Here is a 23,598-nt window from a genome sequence, read left to right on the forward strand (position 1 = left end):
GACGCAAAATGATGACTTTCATTAATCTCATTCAAAGCGTCTTGGCTGCTATGTTTGGTGTGCAAAGCAACAAAAAATACCAATTTGACTTCCAACAAGGTCGATTTTGGCCTTACGCAGTTGCGGGCACACTATTCGTCGTGCTGTTTGTAGTTTTCCTCATTACACTCGTAAACGGTATCATCGCACTCAACAATTAAGTTGTAGGTCGCTTATCAGCGTCGTACAGGGCCATCAATTCGTTCACTTTGTTTCGCGCATTCCCCTTTGGGCTAATAGTTCGTTTCACTTGGATAACATCCAAATTGGCTTGGCTGTAAATTTTTCTTGTCCAAACCGTATCATGATTTGAGATCAATACAGGTTTATTACTTTTAAATGCTGCAGTTTCTGCAAGGTTTGCCAGTTCTGCTTGGTCATCCAAGTTAAAACCGCCTTTTGCATAGCTAGTAAAAGACGCCGTTTTACTTAAAGGCACATAGGGAGGATCACAATAAATGACAGAGTTTTTGGGCAGTTTGCTAAATACTTGCTCGTAGCTTAAACACGTAAATGTGGCATTTTGCGCTTTTTCGGCAAAGTAGAATAACTCGTTTTCTGGGAAGTAAGGTCGTTTATATTTACCAAAGGGCACGTTAAATATGCCTTTCAAGTTATATCGGCAAAGGCCGTTATAACCATGACGATTCATGTATAAAAATAAAATAGCGCGTTCATAAACATCGACGCATTCATTGAATTGCTTACGATACTCGTAATAGGCTTCAGGACAGTTATTTTGTTCAACAAACAACCTCTTAGCATCACTAATGAACTCTTCCGGAGCGCGTTGTAATTCTTTATACAGATTGATCAGATCAGCGTTAATATCATTCAAAACGTAGCGTTTAAAATGGCTATTCAGAAATACCGAGCCAGCCCCCACAAACGGCTCGACTAGTGTATCTGCCTCAGGGTTCGCACTACGTAATCGCTTAGTGATCTCTTCAACTAAGCTATATTTTCCGCCTGCCCATTTTAAAAAGGCTCTGGTCTTTTTCTGCATGATCGATCTAATTACTCAAAAGTAGCGCGATTTTACACTATTTTTCTTATTGTGACTGTTGGATTTGTTGCTTTATTTGAGAGATGCGCTTAAAAAATGGCTTTGCAGCTAACAAATCCTCCGATAGATTCTCACGTGCCCTTTTCGCATCTTCTAACTGACCATATGGTGCCAAAGTTACAAACCACCATGTTTTGCCACTGCGTATCACTTCAGCTACTCTCAGGTTATCTACCGAGTACCGAGTAAGAAAATCGTCAACGACTTTTCTATCCGTCACCGCTAAAAGTTGAATACTCCATTCAGTATCAGGTCGAGAGGTAAACCAGTCATTGTCGTTGGATGAACTGGCGATCGAAGACTCCGAAATAGGCGGTTGTACCTTAACCGATGTACTCTCAACTGGTGGTGGCGCTGGTATGCCACTGACTGTGTCGGGTATCACTGACGACGTACTTAATCGTTCACCCGATGCAATCTCGGATTCTACATTTTCGGCTACGGGCGTGTTCCCTTTTTCAGATCCGTCCAAACGTTTTCGCTGTTCAACCTCAGCACTTGGCGCCGATAACAACGCCCCTAACACCGCTGAGACTTGAGACGATTCACCCTTTTGGTCATCGGCTATAGGCGTTAGCTCTTCACGCTTGAGGTCTGTAACAACTAAATCAGTCAAAACTTGTTCCGCTTCTAAGACTGTAGGCTCAGTGAGTGCCGTACTATTTTGCTGAGCAGCCGATTGGCGTTGTTCTAGCAAGTTCATCAACTGTTTATTGTAAAGTGCAGCAATCAAGCACAATGCGAGTACAATCGAAAATGCCGCAATGAAAAAGTGTTTTTGCTTACTTTTCGTCCCTGATGGCTGTCTTAGATCTAAACTTTGGCTTTGTTTTGTCCAGCCAAGTAGCACACTGGGGTTGCCATGTGCTTCTGTTACGAACGTAGTAAATATGGGATCGTCTTCAGGAGGTAACTCTCTAAAGAACATCTTCATAAGTTGTTTTGACTCTGAAAATGACAGTGGTTCGAGATGGATATCAAGCGCACCAGGTACCATGCCCGGACTTTGAGCTGTTACCAATATATACAAGGTAGTGGGCGCGCTTGTCGCTAAACGTTGTAATTCAGCAATCAATTCATCACTGAGATGCCGAGCACCGTCTAAAACCCATAGACACGGTTCGGCAGGTTGCTCACTATGTAAGACAAAAAAGTTTTCAGAGAGCGAAAGCTTTTGATCGACAATCGGTGAACGAAAGGTGTGTTCCATCAATTGCCGTATCACATCGGTGTCTTTACTTTGAGCTGAAAGCTGAATAAACGCTTTAGAAAAGTCTTCGTATTTATCAGTTATAAAGCTTTCTGCTAAATAACTTTTGCCTAAACCTGAGTTGCCAACCAAACATATCAAGCTTTGACCGTACTCGAATTGCATCGCAACTCGGTCTACCAAGGCAGCTCGGCTTGGTAATATTTGAGACTGCATTACCGCCCTATTAAATTACCTACACTTTCATCTGATACATCATCCACTAATGCACATACGCCCACAGCAGTTGGTACGATAAAGCGAATTTTACCGCGTTTATTCTTCTTGTCTTTGCGCATATGATGAATAAACTGCTCAGATGTCATGTCACTGGGTGGATCGACAGGCAAATTATACTGAGATAATAGCGCACGCACGCGTTCAACTTCTTGCGCTGTAATATCACCACGCTGTCGACCTAGTTCCATCGCCAATACAATTCCTGCAGCAACCGCCTCACCATGTAACCAGTTTCCATAACCCATTTGTGCTTCGATGGCGTGACCAAACGTATGCCCTAAGTTTAGCAAGGCTCTTAATCCGGCTTCTTTTTCGTCTTTTGCGACAATTTCTGCTTTGATCTCACAGCAACGGTAAATGACTTGATTTAAAGCCTGCGTTTCCAATGCAGTCAGTTGCTCAGATGCATTTTCCAACAAGGCCAAAAATTCGGCGTCATATATAAGCCCATACTTAATCACTTCAGCCATACCCGCGGCAAACTCACGTGGAGGTAATGAGCGTAGGGTGTCGGTATCAATAAAAACAGCTTTTGGTTGATAAAAAGCCCCAATCATATTTTTACCTAGAGGATGATTGACCGCTGTTTTACCACCCACAGATGAATCGACTTGGGAAAGTAATGTTGTTGGAATTTGGATAAAAGGCACACCACGCTGATACGCAGAAGCCACAAAGCCGGTTAAATCACCTATCACTCCACCGCCCAAAGCAATCAGACAAGTATCACGACCACAATTGTGCTCCAATAAAAAACCACAGATTTTCTCAAACCATTCTAAGGTTTTAAATTGTTCACCATCGGGAATAATAAAGTGTAATGGAGAAAGGTCATTTAACTGTTCTTGCAAAACGGTTAAATAAAGAGGCGCAATGGTTTCATTGCTGATAATGACCGGACGACTACTGCCTATATGCTGTCGAAGTCGCCCCTGATCGGACAATAGATCCTGACCAATATAGATGGGATAGCTACGCTCGTTCAAATCCACATTCAGTTCAAGCATCACCACTCCCTCCTTTTTTATTGGTTATTAGAAATCTAGTTTGTCTATTATTTGATTCGCAACCACTTTAGCACTCTGCTCATCAGTGCGTACAACGATATCTGCAACTTCGCTGTACAAATGATTACGCTGCTCTGCCAAATCTTCTAAAATTTTTCTTGAGTCTTCACCTGTTTGCAACAGAGGTCGGCGCTTATCTCGCTGTGTTCGAGCCACTTGTTTTTCAATTGGCGTTTCTAAGTACACGACTATCCCACGAGCTGACAGTTTATTACGCACTTCTTTACTGATCACAGAACCACCGCCTGTCGCCAGAACAATGCCCTGCTTTTCAGTCAGATCTGAAATCACAGTTTCTTCGCGCTTACGGAAACCTTCCTCGCCTTCAATATCGAAAACCCAAGCAATATCGGCACCAGTGCGGCGCTCAATTTCTTGATCCGAATCGAAAAACTCAAGGTGTAATTGATCGGCAATGTGACGACCAATTGTGCTTTTACCAGCCCCCATAGGGCCTACTAGAAATATATTACGTTTCTCAGCCATATCTTTTTAGTACAAACGAACTCTAAAATTTGAAATAAAACCCCGCCTAACGACCTGGCCCCAAAATTAAGGAGGGGATTATCTCAGTATTTCATTCAAAATTTCAAGTGAAAAGGCGCAAATTCCACCTTTATTTGTTAATTTCTCGCCATTACAAATTATCATTCATAATTCTGGGTGTGACAAAAATCAATAACTCTCTCTTTTCATTGATTTCTTTCGTATTTCTAAAAAACATGCCTAAATAAGGCACGTCACCCAATAACGGCACTTTGCTTACTGCGTTAGTCGTTTCTTGCTGATATATACCACCAAGTACAACTGTTTGCCCATTATCGACTAATACTTGTGTCTGTATTTGTTGGGTGTTGATTGCCACCGCAGGACCATTTGCGGTTTGTACTGTATCACCTCGAGTATCTTGGGTGATAATTAAATCCAAAATTATTTTGTTATCCGGCGTAATTTGAGGCGTCACTTCAAGACTCAATACAGCCTTTTTAAACTCAACCGATGCCGCGCCACTCGACGTCGCTTCAACAAACGGTATCTCGGTACCTTGCTCAATGCGTGCGGTCTTTTGGTTAGCAGTCGTAATACTCGGTGTCGCAATGATTTCACCTTTATTCTCTTGCTCCAGCGCGGTGAGCTCTAAGTCAATGAGTGTGCCATCAGACAGTTTCGCGATATGCATCCCAATACTCGCCGCAGTACCTTGGACAGGTAAATTGACATTTAACCTATCTGATAGCTGTGGAATAGTTCCGCCAGAAAGTAATTCAGTTGCGGTCAAATTACCTGAGATAGCATCTGTACCCTGCTGATCACTAAAGCCCCATCGTATACCAAGATCTTCTTGCACGTTATCTGTTACCGTGACCATCCGTGACTCTATACGGACCTGTTTAACTGGCACATCCAGTTTTTCTACCATACGGCGCACATTCTCAATACTACGTGCTGTATCCTTAATCAGCAGGGTATTAGTGCGTACGTCCACAGACACACTGCCGCGCAAACTAATAATAGAATTAACATCCGTTTTCAACAAATCAGAAAATTCTTGAGCTTTAGCATAGTTAAGTTGAATGTACTCAGTATAGAGCGGCTCTAACTCCTCAACTTGCTTTCTAGCTTGCAGCTCCTTTGCCTCGCGCGCACTGAGCTCTTCAGAAGGTGCTACCATTAGGATAGAGCCTTCCATCCTTTTATCCAGCCCCTTGACTCGTAAAACCACATCCAAAGCTTGATCCCACGGCACACCATCTAATCGCAATGTAATATTGCCCGAGACTGAGTCGCTGGTGACCAAGTTAAAATTATTCGTATCTGCGATGATCTGTAGCACAGAACGTACAGGAATATCCTGGAAGTTCAGTGTTATCGGTTGCCCTTGATATGACTTATCACCACCAAAGTTGAAATCATTTGTATCTTTTTCGACAGTCAGTGTAAAAATATTTTCTAACTGCTGATAATTAAACTTAAATGCAGCATTTGGCTCAATAACAATGCGTGTCTTATTGTCTTCTCTGAATGTTTCAATTTTACTAACTATCGTCCCAAAATCTGTGACATCCAGTTCATACAAATGATCATCTGCAATACTAATATGATGAAAATCAGCAATGATTTTATCGCCAATTTGCTGTACATCGATGGCACTTTGTGACGTGTTCAAAAACGCGAGGATTTGTGCTGCACCTTTATCAGTTCTTTTAAAGTCTATACTTTGTATGCCATTGATATATTGATTGGTGGCAGAAGGCGCTGCTGGATCGGGGATTGGTTGATCAGAAACCTGAAGATACACCAAATTATTTTTTACTGTTGTTTTATATAATTTAAGTTCATCCAATGTAATGCTGATTTTAAACCCGCCTTCTTCCATGAAGCTACTAATTGATTTAATGCCAGCCTTATTAATGGCCATTTGTTTTAGGCTCTCTTCAAATTCAGCCTCAGAAAAAAATAACTCTAGCCTGGCTGGATCGCTAAGTACCTGTACTTTAGGTTCCATATCCAGCTGTTCATCAAAAACCAGTTGTAGTTCAGTTTCACCAGAAGGAACTGGGTTATATCGAATATCATAAAGCATGGGGATTGCATGTGAGAGCATTGAAACTCCTAGCAGAGCTCCACTGATAAGCGTTTTCGCAAAGCTATTCGCTAGATTGCGCGTCATAGTCATTTCACCTTTTTATTATTCGCTCGCGCCAATTTCATCAGCTTCTGGCATTTCTATCGTAGTAAGGCGCTCTTTCCAACAGCCTGAGCCATCAGGGATGAGCTCCATCAACTCAACTCTATCGGAAAAGACACCAACAACTTCTCCATGGTAAAGCCCCATATATTGTCCTTCTTTGATTCTGTAAAGACCTTGATCAGCCGCCTTAATCAAAGCCCATGTCGACGCATTTGTGGCAATAATCCCTTTCATCACTAAATTGTCCAAAGGAAATTTCTCCAATGGATCTCTTGTTCTATCAGGGTCTGGGTGCAAACAGTTTTTAATCTGTACCAATCGACTCTCAATGACTTCAGGCTCTGGTGCAACAAATGGGCTGCGTAACTCAGAAGCCTGATAAGCAAAGTGCTCAAAGTTCATCATTTCAGGAATAGGTTCAATATACGGCGTCGCACTGGCCTGAACTTTATCTATATATTCTTTTTGTTCTGCGGTGTCATCGTTACACCCAGCTAATAATACTAACATCAACGCTGGCGTCAGCCATTTCATTGGCTTTCCCCTTGCTCATATCGGTATGTTTTAGCAACCACACCAAATACTAATGAGTTGTTACCTGCATTTTCTATTCTAAAGTCATGCAAGCTCACTATTCGTGGTAGCTGTGCAACTTTACTCACAAACTCACCAAATTCGTGATAACTTCCAACCACTTCAAGGTTAATGGGTAGCTCAGTGTAAAACTCTTTTTTAACCTCTGGGAGCCACCCTATTTTTAGAAACGTCAGTCCGCTTGATGTACCAACATAAGTTAAGTCATCAAGTAATCCTGGCGTTTCATTAGATGTTGGTAACTTTCTCAGTAGTTGAGAAAACTGCTCTTCCATATCGGCCATTTGCTGCCGATAAAGCTCTAAATTATTAGAACGCCCGTATTTAATTCGATAGCTTTTACGTAACTCTTGTTCTTTATTTACCGCGCCTTCATACCTATCGATTGAAGCTGAAACGAGCATAGTGTAGCCCACAATCAGCATGATTAGCACAACCATAGCACAGCATAACGCCTTCACTGGTAAAGGCCACTCACCAATGTTATCTAGCTCAATTTCATTCCAATCTATCTCTTGTAACGCTTTTACATCCAATTTCATGTAGCAGGTACTCCAGACTGCGTGCCATCTCCTTCCTGGCGTTCTTGTTCCATCTGCTCGAATGACTTAACGTAAAAATGCATCATAAAATCACTCAATAATCTATCGTCATTGCTCCCTGCTACTATCCCCTGAATAACGGGTCGCTCTAACAAATAAGATGACTCCACCGCTCTTAACATTTGCGATAGGCGATTGTTGACTCGCTTCGTCCAATCACTTTAATCATGTCACCCGTGCGCTCTAAACTTGTGAGGTATACCCCAGCAGGCACAACTCTGGCCACTTCATCAATGATTTGAGTTCCCAAATTTCGGTTGCTTTGTAGAACCTCGATTAAGCGTATACGCCTTTGCAGATTTTCTTTTTGTTTATTCAGACCTTCGATCTCGCCGATGCGCTTATCTAACTTTACAATCTCACCTTGCAAATATCGATTTTTAATCTCCTGCCCTTGACGCAAACCATCATAAAAAGTCCCCATTAGGTACATGAGCGCCAAGCTACTCGCAACGATCACTGCTAAAATGGTCAGGAATTTTTGCTGAGATGCCTGACGCTGCTGTTCACGCCAAGGGAGTAGATTTATATGTGGCATGTCGAAAAGCTCCTCAAAGCTAGCCCTGTTGCTATCGAAAATTGAGCACGATGTCTATTCAATACACTTCTATCAACTTTCGGGGCCACTTCCATATTTGCGAATGGATCTCCGATAATGCTATGTACGCCTAATTCGTCTACTAACAATCGATCTAGCCCCTCCACCAACGCAGTACCACCAGTCAATATAATATAATCAACCTGATCATGGCCGCTGGTTGTCATAAACATCTGTAATGCTCTCCTAATTTGCTGCAACAGAGAGGTCTGAAACGGTGCCAGTACTTCGAATGTATAGTTTGGCGGCAGATCCCCCGTCGTTTTAGCAAGTTCAGCTTCATCAAATGTTTTATTGTAGTACGCTACGATGCTATTCGTGTACTGTTCACCACCAAATACTTGATCTCGCGTATAAAGGGTCTTCCCCGATTGCACCACGCTTATCAGTGTAACCACTGCTCCAATATCAATAATAGCAACAACTTTATCGTATGCATCAGATGGCAACTGTTCGTAAAGTACATCCACCGAGCGAGCTAGCGCGTAACTTTCAACATCAACAACTTTGGCTTTCAACCCGGACTCTTCTAATGCGCCCACTCTCGCTTGAACACTTTCGGTACGTGCTGCAGATAAAAGTACATTTACTTTTGAAGGGTCAGCTTCGTTGACAGACAATTTTTCAAAATCTAGGCTGACTTCATCTAGTGGGTAAGGTATCAGGCTATCCGCTTCGATGGCTATTTGTGACTCTAGTTCAGCATCGGTTAAAGATACATCCATAAAAATCATTTTGGTGATGACTGTTTGCCCGGATACGGCAACGGACGCATATTGCGTCCCTTTGGGTAGGCGCTTTTTAAGTTTTGAAATAACGCGCCCAATTGCTTCGATATCTTGAACAGCACGCTCTTTCATCGCCCCTTTTGGTAAGGGTTCGATAGCAACAGCTTCAACTCGGAAGCCAGCGCTAGATTCAGCTAAGAGCACCGCTTTAATGCAGTGTGAGCCGATGTCGATCCCAACCATTACTGGCGCGTGCTTTTTAAATATTTGATCAAACATGCAATTAACCCAAATATCTTATTTAGTAGTTATCTTGGCGCTCTCTGTTAAGAATTAACATTTGATACGCATTAAGTATTATGCATTATACTTACCAAACAACTTCGGTGCATCTTTTAACACCTGTCCGGGCAGAAGAATTTACGTAAAAGTTATTAATCGCTTTTTAATCAGGATATACTAACAGTGTCCAATAGCAATTGGGAGTCTCAGTAGGGATAAATTCGTGAATTTATTAAAAAGATTATTACAGACTGTTTTCGTTTTTGGCCTTTTTGGCGTATTGATTCTAATCGGCTTGTACTTCTATGTGAAATCCGACATCCCCAGCGTCAAAGTACTAAAAGACGTACAACTTCAAACCCCTATGCAAGTATTTACACGGGACGGTAAGCTTATCAATCAGTTTGGTGAAAAGCGCAGGATCCCCGTGCAGATCTCGGATGTCCCCAAACCACTATTAAATGCCTTTCTTGCAACCGAAGACAACCGCTTTTACGAACATTTTGGTATCGATCCTATCGGCATCGTCCGCTCATTTATTGTATTAGTCAGTACTGGGCAAAAAAAGCAAGGGGCCAGTACCATCACTATGCAGCTGGCAAGAAACTTTTTCTTAACGAGAGAAAAAGCGTACATCCGAAAAGTCAAAGAAATATTCATCGCACTGCATATTGAAAGGTTATTGAGTAAAGATGAAATATTTGAGTTGTATCTCAATAAAATCGAGCTTGGTCACCGCTCTTTTGGTATCGGTGCTGCAGCACAGGTCTACTACGGTAAAGAATTACATCAGCTGACGCTGCCACAAATGGCCATGATTGCCGGGTTGCCAAAAGCGCCTTCAGCGTTAAACCCTATTCGCAATCCGACCCGCGCTAAAGCAAGAAGAAACGTTGTGCTTGGTCGTATGTTGGCTGAAAAATACATCTCGCGAGCGGAATATGAGGAAGCAACCAAAGCCCCTATCACGGCAAAACGCCATGGTGCAGAAATAGAACTATACGCGCCCTATATCTCTGAGATGGTGCGTGCCTATATGGTTGAAAAATATGGTACAGATACGGCCTATAACTCTGGCTTTAGAGTGTACACTACGGTCGACTCTGCAACCCAAGCAGCTGCCCAACAAGCGCTCATTGATAACTTACATGCCTACGACAAACGCCATGGTTTTCGTGGACCAGCCGCCATTTATTGGCAAGAAGATGAAGCACCGTGGAACACAGAACAAATCATTGCACGTTTGAAAAAAGTCAAAGCAATCGCGCCATTACAGGCTGCAGTGGTCACGGCAATTGAAGAAAAGTCAGCTTCAGTCACCTTAACTTCAGGCCAATCGATTACATTAGACTGGCCAGCAATGAGCTGGGCAAGAGCTTATATCAATGAAAAACGCCAAGGCCGAGCGCCAAAAGCGACCACTGACATTCTTAAACCCGGCATGCAGATTTGGGTTAGAAACGTTAACGAACAATGGCAATTGAGCCAGCTACCGCAGCCAGCCAGTGCACTTGTGTCTCTCGATCCACAAAGTGGCCAAATAAAAGCGCTCGTCGGCGGATATAGCTTTAAGCAGAGTCAATATAATCGCGCTGTTCAAGCAAAACGCCAAGTGGGCTCTAACATCAAGCCCTTTATTTACTCCGCAGCGCTAGAGTCAAATTACACGCTTGCAACCATCATCAATGATGCGCCAATTAACCACTGGGATAAGAGTCTGGGTGTCGCTTGGCGACCAAAGAACAGCCCTGATGTTTATAGCGGTCCGATTCGCATTCGCCGAGCACTCGCGCAGTCTAAAAACGTTGTTTCAGTGCGCTTAATGCGCGGTGTAGGGTTAAACAATACTGCGGACCATATTCTTAAATTTGGTTTCAATGATGAAGACTTAGTCCGCAGTGAATCGCTTGCATTAGGGAGTGCTGCGTTAACCCCTCTAGAAATGGCTCGAGGTATGAGTGCATTTGCTAATGGTGGGCACTTAATTGAGCCATATTTTATTGACCGCATGACTGACTCATTCGGCAATGAACTCGGGACTGCCAGCCCATTAAGAGTATGTGATGAAATTGAACTAGAAACCGACCCATATGTGTGTGCACCAAGAATCATTTCTGAAAGAAATGCCTTTTTGGTAGCTGATGCGTTAAAAAGCGCGATCTGGGGTGGCGGAAGCTGGCGCCATAAAACGGGTTGGACCGGCACAGGCTGGCGGGCACAGGCTTTAAAACGTAAAGACTTAGCGGGTAAGACAGGTACTACAAACAATGCTGTCGATACCTGGTTCACAGGCTTTAACCGCGACTTACTCACCACGGTTTGGGTTGGCTTTGATGATGCGAGTAAACCGCTTGGTCGCGCTACATACAACAGCAACTTGGGTAAAAAGCAAATCGTTGGGGGTGAAGCGGGTGCAACGGCTGCACAACCTGCTTGGGTTCAATATACGCGCCATGCTCTTAAAGATGCGCCGCTTGCACCTATCGACCCTCCTCCGGGTCTTGTTTCGGTGCGCATTGATTTAAAAACAGGCTTACTCAGCGAGAAAAACGATTTTACGAGTCGCTTTGAATACTTTGAACGGGGCACAGCGCCGACAAAATATGTGCTAGATTCCGGCGGCAGTACGCCCTTTGAAGATGCATTGCCTGCCACAGAAGAATTATTTTAATCGATAAGAAAAGGGCCATGCTAGACATGGCCCTTTTTAATAGGCAAATTTAAAGTTTAAACATATGCTAAACAATAGCGACATGACATCGCTATTTTAAATTTTGTGTTAGCCAGTAGAGATCTGAGTGAATGCCTGCCGCTGTCACTTCTTTACCCGCACCCGGTCCTTGAATGACCAAAGGGTTCGTCTCATACCATTGACTCGTAATCACGAAAATATTGTCTCCAGGTGTTAGATTGGCAATAGCACTGCCATTGTCAACATACGCAATGCCAACTTTTGCCGTCACCTTGCCCTGTTCGTCAATATCTAACGCCCCAGTGTAGCGCAGCGCTTTACCTTCTTGCTCAGCCTGCTCAGCACGTGTGGCGTAAAACGTATCTAAGTCTTGTTTATTGGCTAAAAACGCGTTCCAATCCCCCTCGGCCAAGTGGGCTGGCATCAGTGGTTCTAGCGCAATATCATCAACATCAAGTTCGAGCCCTAAGTCCCTAGCCAATATTAGTAATTTGCGCTGCATATCTCGGCCAGATAAATCTTCCCTTGGATCCGGTTCTGTATAGCCCATTTGCTGCGCTGCCAAAACGAGCTCTGAAAATGGCTTTGAACCATCGAAACTGCTACATAACCAAGACAAAGTGCCAGAAAATACGCCTTCAATACGGGTTATTCTATCTCCGCTATTTTGTAGATCTGCCAATGCAAAATTGATTGGCAAACCTGCGCCTACACTGGTGTTGTAACGCCACAATAGATTTCGCTCTTGTAGCTGTTCAAGCAACTGTGAGTACCATTTACGCGGTGCTGTACCTGCATATTTATTTGCACTGATAAGGTGACAGTCTTGCTCTACAAAGCTCGGATATAATTCACTAAACGCGTCGCTGGCCGTAATATCGATGATCACTTTATGTTCGTAATCAAGTTCACTGATACGCTCCAGCAAATCAGACTGTGTGTAACTTTGTGCTTCACTACGCCATTGCTGCTGCCAATTGCCAATATTGATACCACTGGGGCAAAATAGCATGTCTTTAGAGCGTAAAAGTGCAACCACCTTTAAATCAAATGAGGCCTGTAACTTGGCAATCTGTGCTTGGCACTGCGCAACGAAGACTTCGCCTACATTCCCCAAGCCAGCAATGATCACAGCGAGTTCACGCCCCTTATTAACTAACTTATCATGTAAAATCGCCAATACATCACTGTCGATAGATTGATCTGTCAGAAACAGCCCATAATTGCTATCACTGTGCGTAAATCGCACCACAACATCTTGTTGTTCCAATACTGCAGCAGCTTGTTGCGTAAGCTGTGCCACTTCATACTCAGGGGCCACCAATGCCACCCCTCTTAAGTGCGTCTCGATAATATTTCCACGACCTTGCAAATGCGTTGCGACTGCATGAGTATCGTTGCTTGGTACCAAGAGGTAGTCTTCTCCACCTTTGCTGAAATGATGGATACTATGCTGAATAAGTTGGCTCAGGGTGCGTACTTCTCCGCTTACCAGCGCTTCAACTCGAATTAAATCCAACTCATCAAACGTTGTGATAAAGCGCTTCTCTTTACTATACCCTTGTTTAACAATCTCTGTACCGATGATTTCAGGTTCGTAGCTGCTGCGAACTTGTAATTTGATATTCGTATCTTTCAGTGGTGAAAGCGTCTTTGCATGCAATACAGGGTTGCCTAGCCTAGCCAACAAGTTTGCTTGTACTCGACACACTTTAGGGTATTTTAGTGCAGTCCCGACTTTACGTGGATCCGTGCTGAATACTCCCTGCGTATCTGTCCATACCGAGACAGACTCTGCATCGATGTAATTGGCCAGTAAAGTTGCGCTGTAATCACTGCCATTGCGTCCTAACGTGATCGTATTACCGTTACAGTCAGCAGCAATGAATCCAGTGACAACATTAATTTTCGTGTTATCTATTTGAGATAAACAGGCCTGTTTATTCTGCGCATGTAATAACTGACCTTGGTGTTGAGTAAACAAAGCGCGGGCATCGACATCCGTGGCAGCGACATTTAAGGTATTCAGAAGATGAGCCAACAACCTTGCAGACCACAGTTCTCCATGAGCAAGCAAGGTTGCTTCATGCAACGTGCGTGTATTTGCAGACTTGGCAATAGCGACTAATTCGTCTTGAAGTTGATCACGTAATGCCTGAGCCGCTTGCTCTGAAAACAACTCACTCAGCAATTGACGCTGATGGTTTTCAACTTGCAAAAGAATATCGTTAAAGGCTTTATCATCTTGTTGAGTAAAACTCTGCCATAGTTTGACCAGTGTGTTTGTTGTCTTACCAGCCGCTGATACCACAACGCAATCACCATCTTGGCACTGCCCAAGCACAATATTTGCTACCGCTTTATACCTTGTGGCGGAGCTTAAACTTGAACCGCCAAACTTATGTACTACTTTTGTCATATTTATTACCACAATACCGTATGGGCCGGAGACAATTTAAAATCTTTTGCACTGTCAGGACCACCTTGCGTGTCAGGCTTGATCCGTTGGAAAGCTTGTTCAATATCAGCAAGTAAGTCTTCTACTTCTTCGATCCCCACCGAAATGCGAATGAGCGTGTCTCCAACACCAGCTTCCAATCTCGCTTGTGCATCCATGCCTGCATGTGTCATGGTTGCAGGGTGACAGATTAAGCTTTCAACCCCACCCAAAGACTCGGCAAGAGAAAATTGTTTCAATGCAGTTAGAAAAGCAGCCGAGTCAGCCAATCCGCCTTTAATGTCAAAACTCACCATGCCCCCAAAGCCATGTTGCTGCTTTTTAGCCAGTTCATGCTGTGGGTGCGATGCCAAACCTGGGTAGTAAACTTGTTCGACAAAAGGTGATGCTTCTAAGTACTGTGCGATTTCTAACGCATTTTGCTCATGTTGCTTTAGGCGCACTTTAAGCGTTCTCAATCCACGCAGTGTTAAGTAACTGTCAAATGGTGAACCCGTGATGCCGATATTGTTCGCCCACCACGCCAGTTCTTCACCCAATTCTTTCGTTCGCGTGATAACAGCGCCACCCACAACATCGGAGTGCCCGTTAATAAACTTTGTTGTCGAATGCACTACAATATCAACACCAAACGCAATGGGATTTTGCAATGCCGGAGATAAGAAAGTGTTGTCTGCTGCAACCAAAGCACCACAACCGTGCGCGGCTTTGACAACAGCTTCAATGTCGGTCAATCGCAAAATTGGATTACTTGGCGTTTCTATCCAAACGACTTTCGGCGCGATGCCTGCAATTTGCTCTAAACTTTCAGGCTTAGTCAAATCCAACACCACCACTTTTAACAGCCCACGTTTTTCTAGTGATGTGAATAGACGATAGCTGCCACCATAACAATCATGAGGGATCACCAAGGTATCATCATGATTAAGTAACTGAGTAACTAGGTGCACAGCCGCCATACCAGTCGCCGTGATCATGCCTTTCTCGCCGCCTTCTAGCTGAGTAAGTGTATCAGCGAGTATGTCTCTATTTGGATTACCACTGCGCCCATAATCGTAATCACGCTTCTTATCAAAGTCTGCAAACGAGTAGGTTGTAGAGAGATAAAGAGGCGGCACAACTGCGCCATGGTGCTTGTCGGCATCAATGCCATTTCTAACTGCGATAGTTGACTTGTTGCTTTGGCTCATAGGTCACCTAGATACTTGGATGTTTAGACGTCTAAAAGGTTAGATGAACAAATCAAAGAAGTCAAAACATTTATACTTCTATATGGCTAAATAACTAGTATTTGACTATCTTATTCAAACCGATAAAATTTCGCCACTAAGCGATCTCGTATGTAAATAAGACTGAGTCTTTGACCAAATATGGCAAAAGACGTGTTGTTCTGCCACTTATGTATAAAGTGCCACTTTTCTTGAGCTGGACCACTTTAGTTATACCGTCTGCAGTACACCCCACGAGCAAAAACACAGTCTTATTTGCATCCCAAGTAAACACTGAGGCAAGTACAGAATTATGGCTAAATGGAACGGTGAATATGTTCACCCTTATGCAGAACATGGTAAAAAATCTGAGCAAGTGAAAAAAATCACTGTCTCTATTCCTCTGAATGTACTCAAGGTACTGACAGATGAAAGGACTCGTCGCCAAGTAAATAACTTGCGCCATGCGACAAACAGTGAACTATTATGTGAAGCATTTTTACATGCCTTTACAGGACAGCCTTTACCAAACGATGAAGATTTAAGAAAAGATAACCCGGAAAAAATTCCTGCTGAAGTACGTAATATTATGGAAAAGATGGGACTGGAAATTCCGGAAATCAACGAAGAATAATTCGACACTTCGTCTAAAAACGAAAAAAGCCTCACAGTGTGAGGCTTTTTTTGTCGAATGCGATTAAGCCATGTAATTTTCTGGCATATCGATTTGTGCGACACCTGAGTCAATCGCAGCTTGCGCTACCGCTTTTGCGATACGCGGCAGTAAGCGTGGATCCATTGGTTTTGGAATAATATACTCTGGACCAAACTCTAAGCTGTCCACTTCAGCAGCCACTAACACTTCTTGCGGTACAGGCTCTTTGGCGATGCTACGAATCGCTTCTACAGCAGCAATCTTCATTTCGTCATTGATGGCCGTTGCACGCACATCTAATGCACCTCGGAAGATGAATGGGAAACACAATACATTATTTACCTGATTTGGATAATCAGAACGGCCCGTTGCCATAATTAAATCATCGCGAGCGCCATGAGCCACTTCAGGGCTAATTTCTGGATCTGGGTTTGAGCAAGCGAATACGACTGGTTTATTAGCCATTAGCTTAAGGTCTTCAGGAGACAGCAGATCAGGGCCAGATACGCCCACAAACACGTCAGCTTCTTCAATAACATCTTGTAGCGTGCGCTTGTCAGTGTTGTTTGCAAACAGCGTTTTATATTCGTTTAGGTCATCGCGACGAGTATGGATCACGCCTTTACGATCAAGCATATAAATGTGTTCACGCTGCGCGCCACATTTAATCAATAGTTCCATACACGCAATCGCTGCAGCACCTGCACCTAAACACACGATAATGGCTTCTTTGATGTCTTTGCCCTGAATTTCTAATGCGTTCAACATCCCTGCCGCGGTTACAATCGCCGTACCATGTTGATCGTCATGAAAAACTGGCACTTCACATCGTTCAATGAGCGCTTTTTCAATTTCAAAGCATTCAGGTGCTTTAATATCTTCCAAGTTGATACCGCCAAACGTATCTGCAATGTTTGCAACGGTATTGATGAAATCTTCTGTAGTGCGATGCTTTACTTCGATATCAATTGAATCTAAACCTGCAAAACGCTTGAATAGAAGCGCCTTACCTTCCATAACGGGTTTAGATGCCAATGGACCTAAGTTACCTAAGCCTAAAATAGCCGTACCATTACTGATAACAGCAACCATATTGCCTTTACCTGTATAACGGTATGCATTAGCAGGATCAGCGGCAATTTCACGGACTGGTTCCGCAACACCTGGACTATAGGCAAGCGCTAGATCTTTTACAGACTCTGCTGGCTTAGTAAGCTCAACACTGATTTTTCCTGGGACGGGGTGAGCGTGGTAATGTAATGCTTTTTCACGTAAATCTGACATGACGCGATTTTTTCCTACGAGAAGTTAAAAGTGAGAGTGAGATAAAAATTCGCTAACTGCTTTCACAATACCCTTTTTGAAAATTAATTCAAGCACTATCAGGTCTATCCTGTTTAAGGACATTTTTTTAGAATTTAGCGACTTTTACATGTCTTTTCTTCCAATTTTTCTACTATAAATCGACTCAGAATCAGTTTCTAAAAAGCAATTCTGAGTAATTATTATGCAGAAGTAAACACAACAACAACCCATTGAGAATTAAACTACATATCAATGCACTTTAACCAAAAATAGCGACTTTTAGTGACATTTAGATGAATTTAATCTAAAAAAAATGAGGTTACTCAAGCATAAATATTCATAACAAGAAATAATTTAAACACCTAACAACAGTAGGTTGATAGACAACACACTGTCTACAAGGTACTTATTCAAATAAATGTTATAAGACAAATATGGCAACTTTTTAATACAATTCCAAATTGCACAAATTTTTATTCGAGATGAAAAAGAAAGGGCTGTTTTTGTAAAAAAGAGGAATTACCGAACGGTAAAACTAAAAAAAGCACCCTTAGGTGCTTTTCTATCATTACCAAGCTGTTGATTAACGCTTAGTAGAAAGCGCTCCGAAACGCTTGTTGAAGCGATCAACACGACCACCTGTGTCAAGGATCTTCTGCTTACCAGTGTAGAACGGGTGACAAGAAGAACATACATCTAGGTGAATGTCTTTACAAAGTGTTGAACGAGTCTCGAATTTGTTACCACATGAGCACGTAGCTGAGATCGTCTCGTACTTAGGGTGAATACCTTCTTTCATAGGAAACCTCTATTTAAGGCCGTATCGCTCTCCAAACCCGAAGTTTGGCACCATACGTCGTTATACATATAAATTGGACGCGTAGTTTATTGTTTATATGCTCAAACTACAAGCAATAATTGAGACTAATAAGAGATTTTTCTGTTTCTTTATGCAATACCAGTAATTTACGCGTACAAGCTATCGGGGATAAGGTATACTCAATGCCGCTTACCTTCTCTTTCAACAGCAATAGGCTTAGCTACCGGAGACACAATGCCATTTGCAGCTGTCGCAATCAAAGTACCCTTACACAAAACTTTTGACTATGCTTATGATGCCTCACACCCTCCATGTATCGGTGGACGAGTATGGGTCAAGTTCGCTAACCGTCGATATGTCGCTGTAGTGACTGAACTAAAAGAACATACCGACGTACCAAAAGATAAAGTAAAAGCCATTGAATCAATCATTGATCACACGCCTGTGCTGTCAAAATCGCATTTGGAATTTTTACGCTTTACCAGCCAGTACTATTGCTATCCATTTGGTGACACCGTATTTACTGCGTTACCCGGCGCACTGAGAGATGGTCAAGATACGGATAAAACACAAATCCCTATTATCACGCTGACAGAATCGGGACGCTCCACAACACAACTGCGCGCTAAAAAGCAATTAGCCTTATTAACCCAATTGCGCAATGCAGGTGACGCTACGGGGACCGAGTTGAAAACACTCGGCTTCAGCCAAGCACAAATTAAGGCGTTATTAGAGAAGCAACTGATTCGAGAAGAGCTTCGCCAGAACACCTCGTGGCAAACGACGCCATTGCAAATCGGTAATAAGCCAGTGCTTAATCCTGAGCAGGCAACGGCATGTAGTGCAGTTAATCACCATCAGGGGTTTCGTACTTTCCTGATAGAAGGGGTGACGGGCAGTGGTAAAACTGAGGTGTATTTGCAATGCCTTGAAAAAGTATTGGCAGCTGGCAAACAAGCATTAGTGTTGGTGCCAGAAATAGGCCTCACCCCACAAACCGTTAATCGATTTAAGCGCCGTTTCCCGGGGCTACCTATTGATTTATGGCACTCAAACCTCACCGATAATGAGCGATTACATACATGGCGACGCGCACAGCAAGCGACGACAGCATTGGTGATCGGTACCCGTTCAAGTATTTTTCTGCCTTTTAAATCTTTAGCTATGATTATCGTAGATGAGGAACATGATCATTCTTTTAAGCAGCAGGATAGCCTGCGCTACCACGCAAGGGACTTAGCGGCATACCGTGCTAGCCAAGCAAAGATCCCATTATTATTAGGCACCGCAACACCCGCATTAGAAACATTAAAAAAGGCACTGGACAACAAATACCAACTCATCACACTGAGTAAAAGAGCCCAAACCAGTCAAGATAACAGCTTTCATATCATTGATATGAAAGCCCAACAAACTCAATCGGGATTTGCCAGTGGCAGTTTGCTGGCCATTAAACAAACCTTGGCAATCGGTAAGCAAGCGATGATATTTTTGAATCGCCGTGGCTTTGCCCCCACTTTGATATGTCATGAGTGCGGCTGGCTTAGTAACTGCGAACGATGCAGTACCAGCGCAACTTATCATAAGAACATGCAACGATTGGTCTGCCACCACTGTGGCGAGCAACAATTTGTGCCACATCAATGCCCGGATTGTGGCAGTACGCAAATTATGCCGACAGGTCTGGGTACTGAGCAGTTAGAAGAGTTTTTAACGGCTGAGTTTCCAGAGATACCAGTCAGTCGTATTGATCGGGATTCGACACGCCGAAAAGGAAGTTTAGAGAGCGCACTTGAACAAATTCATCAAGGAGGCGCGCAAGTATTAATTGGCACGCAAATGCTCGCTAAAGGACACCACTTTCCCGATGTCGCCCTCGTAATCATCTTAGATGTGGATAGTGGTCTATACTCCAGCGATTTTAGGGCTACTGAGCATATGGCGCAATTAGTCACACAAGTTGCAGGACGAGCAGGCAGGAGTGGAGAACCGGGCACTGTACTATTACAGACGCATTTTCCAGAACACCCTTTATTGCAAGACTTGGTGAATAACGGCTACCAAGATTTCGCGCGATATGCTCTGACCGAGCGAGAAGAAGTGTTACTCCCCCCCTACTCTCATTTGGCAATTATCCGAGCCGAAGCAACCTCGTCACATTTAGTTATGACATTTTTGTCTGATCTGGTTCCTGCTCAGCCATTCTCTGGTATACAATTGCTGGGACCAATTCCTGCCCCAATGGAGCGTTTGGCAGGAAAATATCGCTATCAACTACACATACAGGCAACACAACGTAATATTTTGCATCAATACCTAGTGCAACTTAAGGATTATATTAGCAATCACAAGCTAGCAACGAAGGTGCGTTGGAATATTGATGTGGATCCTATGGATACCTTTTAAACTGTTATGGCACAACACGATTATATAAATAAAACTCCAAAAAAGGGCCAAAAGAAGAAGCAACCCGCTGCTCAAAAGCCTTTTCCAACAATTCTCGCGGTTTTCGCGCTCCTCTTAATCGGGGGGTTTGCGTATGGCCTGTGGTATATCAAACAACATGCCGATCCAGTAAAAGTGCAGCAAGCGCAGCAACCAGCCAAAATTGAAGCCCCTGTTGAACAAAAGAAAGCGCTGCCTAGACCCCCTCCCTTTATCAAAGATATGGAACGCGCGACCGTAGATGCCGAAGTAAAAGAAATAAAGTCCAAAGGGCCATTTCAAATGCAATGCGGCTCATTTAGAACCTATGAACAAGCCGAAAAACGCAAAGCTCGCATTGCTTTTGCGGGGTTGCTTTCTGAGATCCGCAGAACAGAAGGTAAAAATGGCGTCTGGTATCGCGTGCGTCTGGGCCCCTATGAAAAAAAACGTACAGCAGAAAGTGATAAAAACCGCCTAAAACGTATCAAAATTGTAGATTGTGGAATTTGGGGCTGGACTTGAAATTAGCACAGCCGCCCTCATCTATGCATTTATTGATATAATTATCTGAGGCACAGGCCTCCCATTAAGGAATACTATGACTACTATCGTAAGCGTTCGTCGTGATGACAAAGTTGTTATCGGTGGCGACGGCCAAGTCTCTCTTGGCAATACGGTGATGAAAGGCAACGCCAAAAAAGTGCGTCGCCTTTATAACGGTAAAGTACTAGCTGGATTTGCTGGCGGTACGGCCGATGCATTTACATTGTTTGAGCGTTTCGAAACTAAACTAGAAATGCACCAAGGACACCTTACTCGCGCAGCTGTCGAAATGGCCAAAGATTGGCGAACAGATCGCGCCCTTCGGAAACTAGAGGCCCTACTTGCCGTAGCTGATGAGACTGCGTCATTAATTATCACAGGTAACGGTGATGTTGTTCAGCCGGAGCACGACCTTATCGCCATTGGTAGTGGCGGTAACTTCGCTCAAGCAGCTGCAACAGCGCTAATTGAAAACACCGACCTCAGTGCACGTGAAATTGTTGAGAAAAGTTTAAAGATAGCAGGTGATATCTGTGTATTTACAAACAATTTCCAGACCATCGAAGAATTGTAATAGGAAAATCCATGACTGCAATGACACCTAGAGAAATCGTTCATGAGTTAGACCAGCACATTATTGGTCAAGACAAAGCTAAAAAAGCGGTTGCAATTGCCCTTCGAAACCGTTGGCGACGCATGCAATTAAACGATGACTTACGTGCTGAGGTAACACCTAAGAACATTCTCATGATAGGTCCGACGGGGGTTGGTAAAACCGAGATCGCACGTCGACTGGCAAAACTGGCCAATGCACCATTTATCAAAGTCGAAGCAACGAAATTTACTGAAGTAGGCTACGTAGGTAAAGAGGTTGAGACCATTATTCGCGATTTGGTTGAAGTGTCTTTTAAAATGACACGCGAACAGCAAACTAAAAAACACAAGCATCGTGCTGAAGAAGCGGCCGAAGAGCGTATTTTGGACGCCTTACTGCCACCAGCAAAAGATGCGTGGGGTGAATCCCAACCAGCTGAGAATAGCTCAACACGTCAAGTGTTCCGTAAGAAACTACGTGAAGGCCAGCTAGACGACAAAGAAATCGATATTGATATCGCAGAAACGTCACCACAAGTTGAGATCATGGCACCTCCAGGCATGGAAGAAATGACTAACCAACTTCAGGGCATGTTCCAAAACCTGTCTGGCGATAAAAAGAAAAATCGCAAGCTGAAAATTAAAGAAGCGTTTAAGCTGCTTGTGGAAGAAGAAGCAACTAAATTAGTAAACCCAGAAGAGCTAAAAGAGCAAGCCATCTTTGCTGTTGAACAAAACGGTATCGTATTTGTTGATGAAATCGACAAAATCTGTAAGCGTGGCGAAGCATCAGGTCCAGATGTGAGCCGCGAAGGTGTGCAGCGTGACTTATTACCGCTGATTGAAGGCTCTACTGTCAGTACGAAACACGGCATGGTGAAGACGGACCATATCTTATTTATCGCTTCGGGTGCTTTCCAGATGGCAAAACCATCTGATCTAATCCCTGAGTTACAGGGTCGCTTGCCAATTCGCGTTGAATTAGAAGCGCTAACAGCAAAAGATTTCAAGCGTATCTTAACTGAGCCGCATGCGTCTTTAACAGAGCAACAGCAAGCCTTGCTTGAAACCGAGCAAGTGGGTATAGCGTTTACTGATGATGCCATTGAACGTATTGCTGAAGCCGCTTGGCAGGTCAATGAAAAAACTGAAAACATCGGTGCACGCCGTCTGCATACGGTAATGGAAAAACTGATGGAAGAGATCTCATTTGATGCATCGGATAAAGCAGGTCAATCATTGACTATCGATGCAAAGTACGTAGAACAGCATTTAGATATGCTCGTACAAGATGAAGACCTCAGTCGCTTCATTCTTTAATTGAGGACAGGGCCAGCATATGCTGGCCTTACTTTTATGTATCAAGTCACAAAATTACATTACCACCGCGCCAGCAAGCAGCTCGATATTTACTTTGATGACGACTTAACGGTGACATTGAGCTGCGAATTTTTGCGCACCCACTCTCCCTCAGCTGAGGTGCAAGGACACGGTCCCTCACAACAGCAATTGGTCTTGAATAAACAAGATGTGCAGATATCCCAACTAGAACCTGTCGGTCACTATGCGGTCAGACTTTGTTTTGATGATGGTCACAACTCCGGGTTGTTCAGTTGGCAATACTTACGCAAACTCTGTACTGAGCACGAGTCCTTATGGCACACCTATCAACAGCGCGTGACTGCACACCAACAAAATAAAGACAGCGTGCCCATTAAATTTGTGCCTTGATCGGTAAG

At 43.5% G+C, this 23,598-nt stretch carries 20 protein-coding genes and 1 pseudogene; 8 read left to right on the top strand and 13 right to left on the bottom strand.

Annotation, left to right across the window (positions count from 1 at the left end; genetic code table 11):
* Positions 1-8: 8 nt before the first annotated feature.
* Complete coding sequence (locus tag A7985_RS20105; RefSeq protein WP_247684855.1) at positions 9-200, top strand: DUF2970 domain-containing protein; 192 nt, start codon at positions 9-11, stop codon at positions 198-200.
* Here A7985_RS20105 and A7985_RS20110 read toward each other — a convergent pair.
* From A7985_RS20110 to A7985_RS20150, 9 genes and pseudogenes are all read right to left on the bottom strand, one after another.
* Positions 197-1,045: a Dam family site-specific DNA-(adenine-N6)-methyltransferase gene (locus A7985_RS20110; RefSeq protein ID WP_065792265.1), complete on the bottom strand. Its 849-nt coding sequence runs from the start codon at positions 1,043-1,045 to the stop codon at positions 197-199. The two genes, A7985_RS20105 and A7985_RS20110, sit on opposite strands and share 4 nt — an antisense overlap.
* Positions 1,046-1,091: 46 nt before the next feature.
* Positions 1,092-2,531, bottom strand: coding sequence for an AAA family ATPase (locus A7985_RS20115; protein ID WP_065792266.1), 1,440 nt, complete (start codon positions 2,529-2,531; stop codon positions 1,092-1,094).
* Positions 2,531-3,601: a 3-dehydroquinate synthase gene (gene aroB / locus A7985_RS20120; RefSeq protein WP_065792267.1), complete on the bottom strand. Its 1,071-nt coding sequence runs from the start codon at positions 3,599-3,601 to the stop codon at positions 2,531-2,533. Before aroB ends, A7985_RS20115 begins: the two co-directional genes overlap by 1 nt.
* A gap of 27 nt (positions 3,602-3,628) precedes the next feature.
* Entirely contained in the window at positions 3,629-4,147 is a 519-nt protein-coding gene (gene aroK, locus A7985_RS20125; protein WP_036975093.1) for a shikimate kinase AroK, read from the bottom strand.
* A 151-nt stretch (positions 4,148-4,298) separates the two neighbouring features.
* Complete coding sequence (gene pilQ / locus A7985_RS20130) at positions 4,299-6,338, bottom strand: type IV pilus secretin PilQ (protein ID WP_370671179.1); 2,040 nt, start codon at positions 6,336-6,338, stop codon at positions 4,299-4,301.
* A gap of 12 nt (positions 6,339-6,350) precedes the next feature.
* Entirely contained in the window at positions 6,351-6,887 is a 537-nt protein-coding gene (locus A7985_RS20135; protein WP_065792269.1) for a pilus assembly protein PilP, read from the bottom strand.
* Positions 6,884-7,489 (bottom strand): type 4a pilus biogenesis protein PilO, encoded by a 606-nt coding sequence (locus A7985_RS20140; RefSeq protein ID WP_065792270.1) that lies wholly within the window; start codon positions 7,487-7,489, stop codon positions 6,884-6,886. Before A7985_RS20140 ends, A7985_RS20135 begins: the two co-directional genes overlap by 4 nt.
* Positions 7,486-8,087 (bottom strand): annotated as a pseudogene (locus A7985_RS20145) (PilN domain-containing protein). The gene A7985_RS20140 and the pseudogene A7985_RS20145 overlap by 4 nt, the downstream one beginning before the upstream one ends.
* On the bottom strand, positions 8,075-9,154 hold the full coding sequence (locus A7985_RS20150; protein WP_065792271.1) for a pilus assembly protein PilM: 1,080 nt from the start codon (positions 9,152-9,154) through the stop codon (positions 8,075-8,077). The pseudogene A7985_RS20145 and the gene A7985_RS20150 overlap by 13 nt, the downstream one beginning before the upstream one ends.
* A gap of 226 nt (positions 9,155-9,380) precedes the next feature.
* Here A7985_RS20150 and A7985_RS20155 point away from each other — a divergent pair, with 226 nt between their 5' ends.
* Positions 9,381-11,828 carry a penicillin-binding protein 1A gene (locus A7985_RS20155; RefSeq protein WP_065792272.1) on the top strand — a complete coding sequence of 816 codons (2,448 nt, stop codon included), beginning with the start codon at positions 9,381-9,383 and terminating at the stop codon, positions 11,826-11,828.
* Between the two features lie 91 nt (positions 11,829-11,919).
* Here the strand turns inward: A7985_RS20155 and metL are convergent, their stop codons facing one another.
* Together metL and metB are read right to left on the bottom strand one after the other, a co-directional pair.
* Positions 11,920-14,268, bottom strand: coding sequence for a bifunctional aspartate kinase/homoserine dehydrogenase II (gene metL / locus A7985_RS20160; RefSeq protein WP_065792273.1), 2,349 nt, complete (start codon positions 14,266-14,268; stop codon positions 11,920-11,922).
* Between the two features lie 5 nt (positions 14,269-14,273).
* Positions 14,274-15,497, bottom strand: coding sequence for a cystathionine gamma-synthase (gene metB / locus A7985_RS20165; RefSeq protein WP_065792274.1), 1,224 nt, complete (start codon positions 15,495-15,497; stop codon positions 14,274-14,276).
* A 331-nt stretch (positions 15,498-15,828) separates the two neighbouring features.
* Between metB and metJ the strand changes: the two genes are divergently transcribed.
* The gene (gene metJ / locus A7985_RS20170; RefSeq protein WP_063373454.1) at positions 15,829-16,149 is read left to right on the top strand and encodes a met regulon transcriptional regulator MetJ; all 321 of its coding nucleotides are present in this window, start codon (positions 15,829-15,831) and stop codon (positions 16,147-16,149) included.
* 63 nt (positions 16,150-16,212) lie between these two features.
* Here the strand turns inward: metJ and A7985_RS20175 are convergent, their stop codons facing one another.
* Both A7985_RS20175 and rpmE read right to left on the bottom strand, forming a co-directional pair.
* On the bottom strand, positions 16,213-17,454 hold the full coding sequence (locus tag A7985_RS20175) for a malic enzyme-like NAD(P)-binding protein (protein WP_065792275.1): 1,242 nt from the start codon (positions 17,452-17,454) through the stop codon (positions 16,213-16,215).
* Positions 17,455-18,058: 604 nt separating this feature from the next.
* Positions 18,059-18,274 (bottom strand): 50S ribosomal protein L31, encoded by a 216-nt coding sequence (gene rpmE / locus A7985_RS25855; RefSeq protein WP_081310650.1) that lies wholly within the window; start codon positions 18,272-18,274, stop codon positions 18,059-18,061.
* 255 nt (positions 18,275-18,529) lie between these two features.
* Between rpmE and priA the strand changes: the two genes are divergently transcribed.
* From priA to A7985_RS20200, 5 genes are all read left to right on the top strand, one after another.
* Positions 18,530-20,701, top strand: coding sequence for a primosomal protein N' (gene priA, locus A7985_RS20180; protein WP_065792276.1), 2,172 nt, complete (start codon positions 18,530-18,532; stop codon positions 20,699-20,701).
* 6 nt (positions 20,702-20,707) lie between these two features.
* Entirely contained in the window at positions 20,708-21,244 is a 537-nt protein-coding gene (locus A7985_RS20185) for an SPOR domain-containing protein (protein ID WP_065792277.1), read from the top strand.
* A gap of 76 nt (positions 21,245-21,320) precedes the next feature.
* A complete protein-coding gene (gene hslV, locus A7985_RS20190) occupies positions 21,321-21,839 on the top strand; it encodes an ATP-dependent protease subunit HslV (protein WP_023398436.1) in 519 nt (172 codons plus the stop codon).
* Positions 21,840-21,850: 11 nt separating this feature from the next.
* Positions 21,851-23,179 carry an HslU--HslV peptidase ATPase subunit gene (hslU, locus tag A7985_RS20195; protein WP_065792278.1) on the top strand — a complete coding sequence of 443 codons (1,329 nt, stop codon included), beginning with the start codon at positions 21,851-21,853 and terminating at the stop codon, positions 23,177-23,179.
* A gap of 36 nt (positions 23,180-23,215) precedes the next feature.
* The gene (locus A7985_RS20200; protein WP_065792279.1) at positions 23,216-23,590 is read left to right on the top strand and encodes a gamma-butyrobetaine hydroxylase-like domain-containing protein; all 375 of its coding nucleotides are present in this window, start codon (positions 23,216-23,218) and stop codon (positions 23,588-23,590) included.
* The last annotated feature ends 8 nt before the right edge of the window (positions 23,591-23,598 follow it).

Source organism: Pseudoalteromonas luteoviolacea, from assembly GCF_001696455.1.
Taxonomy (GTDB): Bacteria; Pseudomonadota; Gammaproteobacteria; order Enterobacterales; family Alteromonadaceae; genus Pseudoalteromonas; species Pseudoalteromonas luteoviolacea_C.

Bases quoted from the DNA above. Each gene is read 5' to 3' on its own strand.
- metJ (WP_063373454.1), top strand. From the start codon at position 15,829: ATGGCTAAATGGAACGGTGAATATGTTCACCCTTATGCAGAACATGGT.
- A7985_RS20140 (WP_065792270.1), bottom strand. From the start codon at position 7,489: ATGAAATTGGATGTAAAAGCGTTACAAGAGATAGATTGGAATGAAATT.
- A7985_RS20115 (WP_065792266.1), bottom strand. From the start codon at position 2,531: ATGCAGTCTCAAATATTACCAAGCCGAGCTGCCTTGGTAGACCGAGTT.
- aroK (WP_036975093.1), bottom strand. From the start codon at position 4,147: ATGGCTGAGAAACGTAATATATTTCTAGTAGGCCCTATGGGGGCTGGT.
- hslU (WP_065792278.1), top strand. From the start codon at position 21,851: ATGACTGCAATGACACCTAGAGAAATCGTTCATGAGTTAGACCAGCAC.
- A7985_RS20185 (WP_065792277.1), top strand. From the start codon at position 20,708: ATGGCACAACACGATTATATAAATAAAACTCCAAAAAAGGGCCAAAAG.
- A7985_RS20200 (WP_065792279.1), top strand. From the start codon at position 23,216: ATGTATCAAGTCACAAAATTACATTACCACCGCGCCAGCAAGCAGCTC.
- priA (WP_065792276.1), top strand. From the start codon at position 18,530: ATGCCATTTGCAGCTGTCGCAATCAAAGTACCCTTACACAAAACTTTT.
- metL (WP_065792273.1), bottom strand. From the start codon at position 14,268: ATGACAAAAGTAGTACATAAGTTTGGCGGTTCAAGTTTAAGCTCCGCC.
- rpmE (WP_081310650.1), bottom strand. From the start codon at position 18,274: ATGAAAGAAGGTATTCACCCTAAGTACGAGACGATCTCAGCTACGTGC.
- A7985_RS20135 (WP_065792269.1), bottom strand. From the start codon at position 6,887: ATGAAATGGCTGACGCCAGCGTTGATGTTAGTATTATTAGCTGGGTGT.
- metB (WP_065792274.1), bottom strand. From the start codon at position 15,497: ATGAGCCAAAGCAACAAGTCAACTATCGCAGTTAGAAATGGCATTGAT.
- A7985_RS20105 (WP_247684855.1), top strand. From the start codon at position 9: ATGATGACTTTCATTAATCTCATTCAAAGCGTCTTGGCTGCTATGTTT.
- A7985_RS20110 (WP_065792265.1), bottom strand. From the start codon at position 1,045: ATGCAGAAAAAGACCAGAGCCTTTTTAAAATGGGCAGGCGGAAAATAT.
- aroB (WP_065792267.1), bottom strand. From the start codon at position 3,601: ATGCTTGAACTGAATGTGGATTTGAACGAGCGTAGCTATCCCATCTAT.
- A7985_RS20175 (WP_065792275.1), bottom strand. From the start codon at position 17,454: ATGTCAGATTTACGTGAAAAAGCATTACATTACCACGCTCACCCCGTC.
- hslV (WP_023398436.1), top strand. From the start codon at position 21,321: ATGACTACTATCGTAAGCGTTCGTCGTGATGACAAAGTTGTTATCGGT.
- A7985_RS20150 (WP_065792271.1), bottom strand. From the start codon at position 9,154: ATGTTTGATCAAATATTTAAAAAGCACGCGCCAGTAATGGTTGGGATC.
- pilQ (WP_370671179.1), bottom strand. From the start codon at position 6,338: ATGACTATGACGCGCAATCTAGCGAATAGCTTTGCGAAAACGCTTATC.